This is a genomic window from Rossellomorea oryzaecorticis (assembly GCF_038405515.1).
Lineage (GTDB): Bacteria > Bacillota > Bacilli > Bacillales > Bacillaceae_B > Rossellomorea > Rossellomorea oryzaecorticis_A.
In genome coordinates, this window is the sequence record NZ_JBBYAF010000012.1 from 89,211 (window position 1) to 100,731 (window position 11,521).

14 protein-coding genes and 1 other RNA gene are annotated in these 11,521 nt (G+C 38.7%); 4 read left to right on the forward strand and 11 right to left on the reverse strand.

The features are described from left to right. Positions 1-26: 26 nt before the first annotated feature. A complete protein-coding gene (locus tag AAEO50_RS08265) occupies positions 27-812 on the reverse strand; it encodes an HAD family hydrolase (protein WP_341982385.1) in 786 nt (261 codons plus the stop codon). Between the two features lie 170 nt (positions 813-982). Here AAEO50_RS08265 and AAEO50_RS08270 point away from each other — a divergent pair, with 170 nt between their 5' ends. Beyond that, positions 983-1,279, forward strand: a complete 297-nt coding sequence (locus AAEO50_RS08270) for a DUF948 domain-containing protein (protein WP_341982387.1) — start codon at positions 983-985, stop codon at positions 1,277-1,279. 427 nt (positions 1,280-1,706) lie between these two features. Here AAEO50_RS08270 and AAEO50_RS08275 read toward each other — a convergent pair whose 3' ends face one another. The 4 genes from AAEO50_RS08275 to dcuS form a co-directional block, all read right to left on the reverse strand. Continuing rightward, the gene (locus AAEO50_RS08275; RefSeq protein ID WP_341982389.1) at positions 1,707-2,609 is read right to left on the reverse strand and encodes an AEC family transporter; all 903 of its coding nucleotides are present in this window, start codon (positions 2,607-2,609) and stop codon (positions 1,707-1,709) included. Positions 2,610-2,679: 70 nt separating this feature from the next. Continuing rightward, complete coding sequence (locus AAEO50_RS08280) at positions 2,680-4,002, reverse strand: 2-hydroxycarboxylate transporter family protein (protein ID WP_341982391.1); 1,323 nt, start codon at positions 4,000-4,002, stop codon at positions 2,680-2,682. Between the two features lie 160 nt (positions 4,003-4,162). Continuing rightward, positions 4,163-4,873: a response regulator gene (locus AAEO50_RS08285; RefSeq protein WP_341982393.1), complete on the reverse strand. Its 711-nt coding sequence runs from the start codon at positions 4,871-4,873 to the stop codon at positions 4,163-4,165. Next, positions 4,866-6,503, reverse strand: coding sequence for a DcuS/MalK family sensor histidine kinase (gene dcuS / locus AAEO50_RS08290; protein ID WP_341982395.1), 1,638 nt, complete (start codon positions 6,501-6,503; stop codon positions 4,866-4,868). The genes AAEO50_RS08285 and dcuS overlap by 8 nt, the downstream gene beginning before the upstream one ends. 180 nt (positions 6,504-6,683) lie before the next feature. Between dcuS and AAEO50_RS08295 the strand changes: the two genes are divergently transcribed. Beyond that, a complete protein-coding gene (locus AAEO50_RS08295) occupies positions 6,684-7,337 on the forward strand; it encodes an MtnX-like HAD-IB family phosphatase (protein WP_341982397.1) in 654 nt (217 codons plus the stop codon). Between the two features lie 296 nt (positions 7,338-7,633). Here the strand turns inward: AAEO50_RS08295 and ssrS are convergent. Together ssrS and AAEO50_RS08305 are read right to left on the reverse strand one after the other, a co-directional pair. Next, a non-coding RNA gene (gene ssrS, locus AAEO50_RS08300) (6S RNA) lies at positions 7,634-7,821 on the reverse strand. 58 nt (positions 7,822-7,879) lie between these two features. Then, positions 7,880-8,317, reverse strand: a complete 438-nt coding sequence (locus AAEO50_RS08305) for a peptidylprolyl isomerase (RefSeq protein ID WP_341982399.1) — start codon at positions 8,315-8,317, stop codon at positions 7,880-7,882. Between the two features lie 249 nt (positions 8,318-8,566). Between AAEO50_RS08305 and AAEO50_RS08310 the strand changes: the two genes are divergently transcribed. Beyond that, positions 8,567-8,869: a phage holin family protein gene (locus AAEO50_RS08310; protein WP_341982401.1), complete on the forward strand. Its 303-nt coding sequence runs from the start codon at positions 8,567-8,569 to the stop codon at positions 8,867-8,869. 72 nt (positions 8,870-8,941) lie between these two features. On the opposite strand, the gene AAEO50_RS08315 is transcribed toward AAEO50_RS08310, so the two are convergent. Next, a complete protein-coding gene (locus AAEO50_RS08315; RefSeq protein WP_341982403.1) occupies positions 8,942-9,463 on the reverse strand; it encodes a type 1 glutamine amidotransferase domain-containing protein in 522 nt (173 codons plus the stop codon). Between the two features lie 399 nt (positions 9,464-9,862). On the opposite strand from AAEO50_RS08315, the gene AAEO50_RS08320 reads away from it, so the two are divergent. Continuing rightward, positions 9,863-10,123: a hypothetical protein gene (locus tag AAEO50_RS08320; RefSeq protein ID WP_341982405.1), complete on the forward strand. Its 261-nt coding sequence runs from the start codon at positions 9,863-9,865 to the stop codon at positions 10,121-10,123. Positions 10,124-10,158: 35 nt separating this feature from the next. Here AAEO50_RS08320 and AAEO50_RS08325 read toward each other — a convergent pair whose 3' ends face one another. From AAEO50_RS08325 to AAEO50_RS08335, 3 genes are all read right to left on the reverse strand, one after another. Then, positions 10,159-10,515: a DUF202 domain-containing protein gene (locus tag AAEO50_RS08325; protein ID WP_341982407.1), complete on the reverse strand. Its 357-nt coding sequence runs from the start codon at positions 10,513-10,515 to the stop codon at positions 10,159-10,161. A 110-nt stretch (positions 10,516-10,625) separates the two neighbouring features. Next, positions 10,626-10,922 carry a rhodanese-like domain-containing protein gene (locus AAEO50_RS08330; RefSeq protein ID WP_341982409.1) on the reverse strand — a complete coding sequence of 99 codons (297 nt, stop codon included), beginning with the start codon at positions 10,920-10,922 and terminating at the stop codon, positions 10,626-10,628. Between the two features lie 24 nt (positions 10,923-10,946). Beyond that, positions 10,947-11,309: a rhodanese-like domain-containing protein gene (locus AAEO50_RS08335; protein ID WP_341982411.1), complete on the reverse strand. Its 363-nt coding sequence runs from the start codon at positions 11,307-11,309 to the stop codon at positions 10,947-10,949. Positions 11,310-11,521: the final 212 nt, after the last annotated feature.

Consider the following 11,521-nt stretch of genomic DNA (forward strand, 5'->3'; position numbering starts at 1 on the left):
ATATGGACATCAAATATGTACAGAAGCTAAAATTGCTTAAGTAAATCCAACAGTTCAGTCAGTTCCTTTAATTCATAGTCAGGGATGACTCCTTCAGGCTTGTGTTCATGTCGATTGATCCATACATTTTTTATCCCTGCTCTTTTCGCACCGAGAATGTCTGTCTTGAGATTGTCTCCTACCATGATCACTTCATCTTTACTTAGAGAAAGTCTATCTAGTGCATGAATGAACATTGCGGTATCAGGTTTCCCCCGTCCGATTGAACCGGAAATAACGATTTCTTCAAAATAGGGAACCAGCTCCTGTGTCATTTGTAATTTCAATTGTTGTAAATGAGGAGATCCATTCGTCATGAGAACTAATACGTAATCGTCCTTTAACATATTTAAAATATGGAAGGTGTCGGGATAAACAAAAGGATGCTTTTTCCTTTCAATCCTGAATCGCTCAGCTAATTCCTTGCCCAGAGCATTGTCATCAATCCCCAGACTTTGCAAACCGTTTGTCCAGGCTTTTTCCCGATAAGCAGGAACGATTTCCCGCATCTTCAAAAATTGCTCATGATGCTCATCGATGAAATCACCCCATAATCCTTCAAAAGGATTAATACCGATCATCTGAGTGAATTCATACGTTTCATACGAGGAATACAATTCCCTTGCAGAAGTTCTAACTTCACGTTCTAATCTGCCTGGCTCGATATCCACCTTAGTACCGGCATACTTGCATGTTTCATCAAATGCACATTGTATACTTTTTGAATCCCATAATAACGTATCATCTAAATCAAAGAATATAGCTTTAATCATTCACTGCTCCTCCCGTCTCATTACCTTATCAATAGATTACAAGCTGCCTTCGGTTTAGTAAAGGGAACAATTAGAATAAAAAGAAGAAATAATAAAAAATCAGTTAATATTAATGAAAATAGGGAAAATAAAAATACATCAAATCAACTAATCGAGAGGTGAAGAAAAACATGTGGATTGTTTACACTAGTATTGCACTTGTTGCTGCTGCCCTTATCATGCTGACGATAAGTGTGGTGAAAACTTTGAAAACCACCCGTCCTGCCATCAATTCAATCAATCAAACGGTTAACAACATTCAAACGAACATGGATCATGTCACTGCAGAAACCGACCAGCTGCAAACGACACAAGGGGAAATTCAGCAAGATATCGAAAACAAAAAGAGTTCAATCATGTACACAGTTGATGAAGCAAAACAAATTCCTAAGGTTGCAAAGGAATTTGTCAAAAGTATGAAGAGGTAAAGGACATCATCCTGATATATTTCAGGATGTTTTTCATTTCCTCTTGTTCACATAATAATATTATGATTTTTTTATTTTGACCCTCCCTATTACATGAGTGGTGACTAATAAAACTGCAAATAAAAATAGGCTGAAACGAAGTATAGTCTAAGTAAAGCCCGAACTAATTTGCCTTCAGAGAGGCAAATTAGTTCGGGCTTTTTATAGTTTGCACAAAACGTGCGATAAGTTTTAGCTTGTTCCAGCGGTTGATTGGAGTGCAAGACGAAGACTCCTGCGGGAAGAGTAGCTTATGTGAGACCCCGCAGGAGCGAACGCGACGAGGAGACTCACGGGCTTCCCGCGGAAAGCGAAGTCTTGCACGGAAATCATTAGCGGTGTTCAGAGGCTGCACTAGTAGTTTTTTAGTTTTGTCCTTGGCTTCTTTTTATATTACAACAGCCAGCATTATGGGAATCGTTACTATACTCATCAAGGTAGTGACAAGCGTACTAGTCGAAACAAGGTCAGGTTCTGTATTGAACTGCAAAGAAAACATTGTTGTATTCGCAGCAGTCGGCATACTTGCCAAAATAATTAGAATCGAACCGAGCATCGGGGAAACAGGAAGAAAGGAAACGACAACAAGAGCAATGATTGGCGAGGCCACCATCCTCATGATTATGATAAAAGATAAAGCACTTCTTTCTACCTTTTTCCCTCCGAGGGTAGCCAACTGCATACCAAGCACCACCATGATTACAGGAATCGTTGCTTGTGAAATTAAATCGATGGTCTGATTTAGGAACACCGGGACATCCAGATGCAGCAATTGAAAAATCAATCCCAGGAATGCACCGTGAAGAATCGGCATTTTGACAATCTTCATCCAGATCTCACGGGAGTCCCTTGTTTTATCACTGCCGCTGACCGCATAATACAGACCGATTGTATTCATAAGAAACGACTGAATAACCATCATAATGACGGCATAGCGAAAACCAATCTCCCCAAACGCAAACAGAATCACAGGTACTCCGTAGTTGCCGCTGTTCATAAATACTCCGGAAAGAATCATGGCTGAGACTTTCGGTTTTGAATAATGTTTTATTTTAGCCACTATTTTAATTGAAATGATTAAAATCAAACAAAGAACTATACAAAAGAGAAAAATATAAAGATAATCCATATTCAGTTCATTCTCGAAAAATGTCTTGAATGCCAGAAATGGATACATTAAATATATGGCCATTTTTGAAATTGAATTGATTTCGAACCCAAGTTTCTTTTGTCCGATATATCCAATAGCAAAAACTAGTAAAGCAGGCAAAACTATCAATATGACGTTCATAATTTTCCACCACAATCCAATGAAAATGAGATAGGCTTGACTTCTGGAGTCAAGCCTTAGTGTATCATATTTACAGCAGAGGTATAATTAATCCGGCTAATAATAAGATCAAAGCGCCGCCTAAGCGTGAAGAAATTTGTGCGAATGGCATCAGCTCCATTCGCTTTGATGCTGATAGTACGGCAACATCTCCTGTGCCTCCCATATTCGCCATGCATAATCCTGCCGTGATCGCAGCTTCGATTGGATAAAAGCCAACCAGTTTTCCAAGGAGTCCCGCCCCGATGATTGCACCGAGAACCACTCCCAATACCGTTAATATATATTGAATAGTCAGTGCTTCAAGAACCGTGTTCAAGTCGGTATAAGCAACTCCGATTCCAAACAATAAGGCAAAAGTCCAGTTACTTGCTACAAATTGATACCATTGACTTGCTCCTTCTACAACATTTTGAGGAATCATATTTGAAATCTTTGCGGCAGCCACAAGAATGATCATGATGGCATATGGATGGAGCGGCAGCACAGTGCCAAGCAAAGTCCCGACTGCAAAAAATGTCAATGCAGCAAGTAAACCGACTCCCATCTTTTCTACATTATACTTCTGCTTCGTTTTTTCATATGTGAAGCCTTTCATCAATTGTCCGTTTCCACTTAATGAAGGAACTTTCTTTCCGATCATATCCAGTACAGAGGCTAAAATGATTGCGAATACGTTTCCTAATGCAAGAGCAGGTACAAGCATTGAAATATAGTAGCTTGGGTCATTTCCCATCATCTCAGAATAGATTTGACTCATAGGGACAGCTCCTGCCCCCATACCGCCGCCCATGATTGGCATTGTGATGACAAGAATGGCTTCTTGCAGCGTAAAACCGACAAGTGATCCAAGTAATCCGGCGATGATGACAGCTCCTGCTACAGCTCCAATAATGGGCAGGAAATATCGCAGCCCCACTTTTACAAGCACTTTCGAATTCATTCCTAGAATGCTTCCTGTAATTAATGCAGCAATATAAAAATTCAGAAATCCTCCAGATTTCATAAAGTCTGTCATTGAGGTGACCGTTGCTTCTGGAAGTAATCCCGCATATACCATAAAAGCAGAACCAAATATCGCAATGATTGCCCCTCCGCCCAAGAACGTTTTCACAATTGGCGTCCGGTCTCCTGCCCAGCCTAACAATTCACCGAGCACCATCATGACAAGAAGGGTTCCGATCATTCCACCTGGAAGATTTCCAGTATACAAGCTTACAAGAGTGATTCCTGTAAAAACTAGAAACCAGAGAATCGGCATGTTGAAAATTTGTAATGATTCTTCCTTGGCGAATGTAACTTTTTCTTTTACTTTCTCATCCTTATATGCAAGTGTTGATGTTACTTGTCCCATCTTAATCATCCCCTTATTCGTGTTATAAAATCATGATACTGAACAATCTTCACGTAATCGCTTTCAATGTATATCCATCTTATGAAAACGCTTCATATTTTTAAAGATTTTGAAACTATTGATTACCTTTTGAAATTAAAAAAAGCAGCCGTTGGGCTGCTTAAAGATAATTTTGAAGTCTTGAGTTGTTCGATTTATTATACGTATACTGATATACCGGCCTTCCGATTCCATAAACAAGTGTTTCATCCACTACCCCGATGTCTTTCATGAACTTAAGATACTTTCTAATCGATACCCGCGAAATTGTCGTTACTTCAGCAATTTCATCTGTTGAGAAAGACTCATCTCCAAAGCTCAAAATTTCATTGAAAATCGCAGATAGAGTACGGTGCGTTAATCCTTTAGGAAGTGCCGCTTTGTCATCAGTTTCTTGTGCATCTTTTTGTAAAAGTAAATCCAGTTCCTTCTGATCGACGGTTGATTGTTTTTGAAGCATTTGTTTACTTTGTCGATAAGATGATAAAGCTTTTTTGAACCTTTCAAATTCGAAAGGTTTAATTAAATAGTCAACTACTCCCATTCGAAGAGCTACTTGTATGTTCTCTACTTCAGAAGCAGCCGTGATAAGAATGACATCTGTTTCACGCTGCTCCTTCCTTATCTGCTCCAATAAATCCATACCGGTTTGATTCCCGGGCATGTAAACATCCAGTAAAATTAGATCAACCTCATACATTTTCAATTTTTCTTTGGCATCTTCAATGGAATTCGAAATACCCATCAATTGAAACCCTTTTATATCCTTTAAATAGTTTTGATTAAGCCTTGCCACCATTGGGTCATCTTCCACTATTAACACCCTAATCATTCATCTTCCCCTCCTTATATATTACTTGTGCAATCATTGTCGTCCCTGAGCCTTCCTTCGATTCAACATGAAGGTTCCCACTCAGTTTATCCAGCCTTTCTTTCACTAAAAAAAGCCCGTAGCCTCTCCCTTCTCCTTTTGAGGAATATCCTTTGATGAAAATTTCTTCTATCATTTCCTCCGGGATTCCTTTTCCGGTGTCCGTTATGATCAGTTCAAACACGTCATTCTGATAAGATAATTCCATAAGCACTTCTTTTTCATCACATTCCGCTGTGGCTTCAATGCTATTGTCCAATAGATTCCCAATCACCGTGATTAGTTCGTGCGACACGGCGGGGTCCCTTGGTTCTGGGATGAAATCGTGACAATCAATCGTTAACACAACGTTCTTTTCTCTCGCATAGCTCAGTTTCCCCATAATAAATCCCGCTAGAACAGGATCTTTCACTTTAGAAGACACAGTGGTCACTTCATCCAGCCGAAAAGAAACAAGCTCCTTTATGTAACGGTTTAACCTAGTATAGTCCTTCATCTTCTCCAAGCCTAGAATTACATGCATTTTATTCATAAATTCATGTGATTGCGCCCGAAGCGCTTCTGCATAAGATTTCACCCCGGTCAGCTGTTCTGCCAGATGGTTCACTTCCGTCTTGTCCCGGAAGGTAGAAATGGCGCCTACGACTTCATCGTTCACAATTAATGGCACACGGTTTACTAGTATAGATACTCCATTGATCGTTTGCTCTTCATTCAATTCAGGTTTCCCTGTTTCCATGACTCTCTCCAATTTGGTTTGAGGCATGTATTCTTTAATCGGTAAACCGACTGGATCGCTGCTTAGTCCGGCTCGATTGAATATCTTCAGTGCAGATTTATTCACTAATGAAATCGTCGTATCCTTATTTACGGCCACGACTCCTTCATGAACCGATTGAAGCATTGTATTCCGTTCTTCTAATATTTTCGCAATCGTAATAGGCTCCAGCCCAAATAGTATTTTCTTTATGTACCTCGCAATAATAATGGCTCCAATGACTCCTACAATTATCCCAATGATGGATCCCGCTAAAATGTTCCGGTGACTTTGATTTAGCGCTTCTTCCACCCTATTAAGAGAAATCCCTACAGCTACTGCTCCAATTTGTTGGTCATCTTCATTATATACAGGGGAAAAAGCCCTGACCGATTTACCCAATGTTCCTTCTGATATTGAAAGACTTTCCTTACCTTCCAACACTTCTTTCTCATCCCCGCCGACAAAGTGTTTGCCGATCCGTTCTGGATTAGGATGAGATTTTCGTATACCATCCATATCCATCACAACTACAAATAAAACTTCCGCTGATTTTTGAATATCAAGAGTGTATTCTTGTATTCGATTTTCACTTTCCTCTTCCTCTAAACCATTTTTTACAATCGTTGAATGGGCAACCGTTCGGGAAACGATCTTTGCTTTTTCTTCAATCGAAGATTCTATGTTTTCATTAATCGTCCTTGATATGAGCAAGTCGGTTAGCACAAGGGATACCAGTACAACGATGCAAACAAAGAGTATGATGATTGTACTCAGTTTAAGCTGCTTCTTTTTCACAGGAGTCACTCCAGGTTTTTTAGTATGATTATTCATTTTACATGATTTTTTGAGGATAGACAGACCTATATAAATACAAGGGGGACCACTATGGGGTTTTTAAAAATGAGTTGAGAACTTCTTTTTAGTATAATCATTTACAAGGGGTCTTCTCTACATATAAAATCACATGTAAGTTGCTATGATACACTTCAATATTCCACAGGAGGTTTCAAAATGAATAAGTGGGCATTTGTTTCTGATTTTGACGGCACGATAACTAAAAAGGATTTTTATCAAATCGTAATTGAGAAATACTTTAACGAGGGGGAAAAGCTTTATAAGCAATGGAAATCGGAAGAAATAAAGGATATCGATTTTTTGTCTGCTGTCTTCAGCTCAATTAATCAAGAGGAAGATATTATCATGGATGATATAAAATCCATTGAGATAGACGAGCATGTCCCTGAATTTATTAAAAAGGTGCAAAAAAACAATGGGGATTTTTTCATATTAAGTGCTGGAACCGATTATTATATTCAACATCTGCTGAATCACTATGGTATAGAATGTGTAAAAGTATTTTCAAATGAAGGTTATTATAAAGATAAAAATGTTCATTTGAATATTGACAGCGGCCACCCCCATTATTCAGAAAGATATGGAATTGACAAAGAAAAAGTGATAACAGAACTACATAAAGAATATGAAATCGTCTTCTTTGCAGGAGACAGTGAACCCGATTCTCACCCGGCAAAGGCAGCGGATTTAACTTTTGCATTTGGACAGCTTCAACAACTTTTAAAAGAAAAGTCACTTTCTCATATTGAAGTGAACAGTTTTAAAGAGATTGATGAATACTTACAAAAAGACGGTCGATTTCTGGCTTGATTATTTCAGGGTCACAAAACTTTGCGATTACAGTTCAAAGATAGTATACTTGTAGATGCCTCTCCCGAACATTCGCTTGTTGCGGGACACTTAACCACTGTACGGACGGGGGAGGCCTCGTCTATAATATTAAAGCTTCAATGAATTCCTGATATTACAGGAACGCGTTGAAGCTTTTTTTAATAATGAAAATGAAGGTGAACCACTCTGCACAAGTTTCACGCCGGTAGTTATTACCATGGAAAACAATGATAAAAAGCCAGCCCTCATTAGAGAACTGGCTTTATCATTAAAAGGTTAGAGCCACATTTGCCGTAATGTTAGATAAGAAAGTTTTAAACCACCACTCCTCAAAGTGGGTGTTTGCAGAAGACTTCCTGTCGTCCTCTATCGTGGAGGCATGACATTCCGGCTTCGATATAAAACTCCCTGTTACAGTTTAAAGGTTAAAACTTCGTTATGATTACGTACAACGCAGCTTGTATTTATATATTATATGATATCCTCATAAATTTCAACCTTCATAACTTCAATTTAGATAATTATGCGTCGTATACTTCAACTTTCTCCATGACATCACCATTTCTCATTGACTTCACACTATCGATTCCTGAAGTCACTTTACCGAAAACGGTGTGAACACCATTCAAATGCGGCTGTGGTTCATGGACGATGAAGAATTGGCTCCCCCCTGTATCTTTGCCTGCATGTGCCATTGATAGGGATCCTTCTTCATGCTTATGAGGATTACCTTCAGTTTCACATTTAATCGTATAACCAGGTCCGCCCATCCCATTTCCATTCGGGCATCCTCCTTGACTCACGAAGCCAGGAATGACGCGGTGGAATGTCAACCCGTCATAAAAACCCTCTTTTGCTAATTTTTCGAAGTTTTCTACTGTTCCAGGTGCTTCATTCGGGAATAAATCGAATTCGATCTTTTCTCCTGTTTGAAATTGTATGTATCCTTTTTTCGCCATTATCAACACTCCTAATCATAAATAAAGTCATTCATATTTTATCACTGAAGATTTCTATTGTCACTTCAAACACTCGACAAACCCATCTTGCTTACCTCACCAATCATTTCAGTTTATAGTTATCACAATTCCCAACGAACAAACATTGATGGTTAAAGTCGTAAACACTGATCAGTCTATATTTTGTCATGAAAGTATATGGCGTAAGAATAGATTAGTAGTAGCCATAATCATAAGGAGGATACTACTGTGGCAGAATTGCTAAACGGAATCATCATTCATCCTCAATTGACGATTCTTGTTCCCGCTCTTTGGGTATTAGGTTTTGCACTAAAGAAAACCCCTCATATCCCTGATTGGTTGATCATTTGGATTTTATTAGTGGTAAGCGTAGCGGCGAGCGGCTTTGTATTGGGATTTGACTTTAACGGGATTGCAAATGGATTCATTTGCACTGGGGCAGCCGTTACAACCCACCAATCCATCAAACAGACTTTTTTTGAACGACTGAATGATCAGGACAAAAGAAAAAATAATAAAAATGAGAAATAGTGCAACAAAAAAGGACCGTATGAATACCTTCCTCCTTCATAATAGGCGGGTATTTATTCGGTCCTTCTATTACTATTCAGTCATCGTTTCAATAAAAGCTCTCATGTAGTCGGGTAAGTCAGGCGGTCTGCGACTGGACACGATATGACCATCAACGACCACAGGCTCATTCACCCACGCGGCCCCGGCGTTTTCCATATCATCCTTGATACCCGGTGTACTGGTAACCTTAACTCCGTTTAAAATTCTTGCAGAAATCAATACCCAGCCGGCATGACAAATTTGGCCGATCGGCTTTGTATTTGTATTCATCTCTTTAACCATATTAATTACTTCAGGGAATCTCCTTAATTTATCAGGAGACCATCCTCCAGGAACTAATATGGCATCATAATTTTCCGGATTGACTTCATCAAATGAAAAGTCGGAAACAATCGGCACTCCATATTTCCCGATATATTCTTCATCTGCTTTCTCCCCGACAATATGTACTTCAGCTCCTTCTTCCCTTAAACGAAGGACTGGGTACCACAGTTCCAGATCTTCAAAATCTCCACTTACAAGCTGTATAATTTTTTTGCCTTTAAGTTTCATTTAGTCATCCCTCCCATGTTTCCTATTGTGCTAACTATACAGGATCTTTGCAAGTAATCAACCTTAATTGTAAGGACTATACTTCTTTATCGCTTTAATGATGGACTTGGTTTGGATAAAGGAAACAATGGTTGCTATTACTGTCATCATCGCTCCAGTTATATATATGAGTGAAGCTAATTGTTTTCTTTTAACTTTTCTCATGCTATCACCTTTCTCAGTGGGAATACTTAATCTAATGGTATTATGCCAATAATTAGAAAGAATATTTACGAAATCTTACTCTTAAAGATTCCCTCTTTTACATTTATTGGATCTTAAAATATGTTTAAAGGAATAGATGAGGGGAATATAAAAAACAAAGAAACATAAAAGATGCATTTTCTAGGAGGAGAATATATGAAAGTAAATAAAACATTATTAGTTGGTGCTACTGTAACTGCAGGGTCTTTAGGATGGTTGCTCTCTTCTAAAGAAAACCGGAATCACCTGCATAATATGAAAGAAGGATTCATGACGAAAATCAAAAAACGCAAATCAGAAGATCTGCCTGTTGAAAAAGGCGGAAATCCAGATCCTCAAAATATTGAAGACAATTCAATGGTCAGTGAAGGTGCAATGACTTCCGTTCAATATTATAATGAAAAGAAACAAGGTTAACGAAAGAAGCAGGAAACCCCTGCTTCTTTGTTTTATTAATTTAATAACAAAAGATACATACTTACGAATATGAGAATGACCATCGCGACGATCGACATAAAGATAATCACTGCATTGGCGGATGTGAAGGTCTGCGTGTTGATATGTCTGCGGGCACGATAATAATTAATTGTTGCCCCGATAATTAAGAACAGGCCGATCACTATGCTGACTCCGCTGATTAAAAAAGTGATTTGCCCTTGAAATTCATTCTCCTGAGGAGACGTGTAATGCAGACTAGTTGTTAAGAAACCTATACCCAATATCGCAATAGATGTCCTGATCCAGGCTAAATAAGTCCTTTCATTTGCCAAATGCTGCTGGATATACTTGGATTCATTCGTTTCTTTCATCATTCATCATCTCATTTCTTTTGGAACTATAATGATTCATTACTATAATTACCTTGTTTATTATGGAAAAAACAAAAAAGGACTGATTATTCAGCCCTTTTATGACATTATTATTGAAGTTGACCTTTCCATGCAGACATTCCACCATCCACATTCACTACTTTAAAGCCTTGATATTCAAGAAACCTGACAGCTTGACTGCTTCTCCCCCCAGATTGACAGACTACGAAATATTGCATGGCCTTGTCCAATTCATTCATTCTGAATTCCAAAAGTCCTAAGGGGATATTATTGGCACCCGGAATTTTCCCTGTTTTAACCTCGGCTGTTTCTCTTACGTCAATGATAGGAAGCGCCTCTTCATTTTCCAGTTTCTTTTGTAATTCTACCGGTGTGATACTATTCATTCTTATCTCCCTTTCTCTAAACGTTTAATTCGACCAGGCACTCATTCCGCCCCTGACATTAGTGACAGATGTAAAACCTGAAGAAGAAAGAATATTACCTGCTTTAGCACTTCTCATTCCACTCTGACAAATAACCACTACTTCTTTATCCTTTGACAGCTTGTCCAAATTCTTATGAAGCGTATTCAGCGGTATATTTTTAAATCCTTTTATATGTCTGCCTTTGAACTCCCCTTGGGTACGAACATCAATAAATTGTGTGGATGGGTTCCCTAGTTTTTTCTTTAATTCGGCGGTGCTGATTTGTTTGATATTCTTTCCTGGTTTCATTCTTCTGGCATATAAAAGAATTAGTATGACCAGGATCGCTAATCCGATAAATTCCAATGAAAACACCTCTTTATATTTATTATAAGTACATTATATACCCTGTCGGGTATTTGGTCAAATAGTTTTCAAAAAGTACTTTCCGAATGGTTTGTTATACACCGCTGTTGATTTCCATGCAAGACTTCGCTTTCCGCGGGCGGCCGGTGAGCCTCCTCGTCGCATGCGCTCCTGCGGGGTCTCACCTGTCTCGCTTTTCCCGCAGGAGTCTT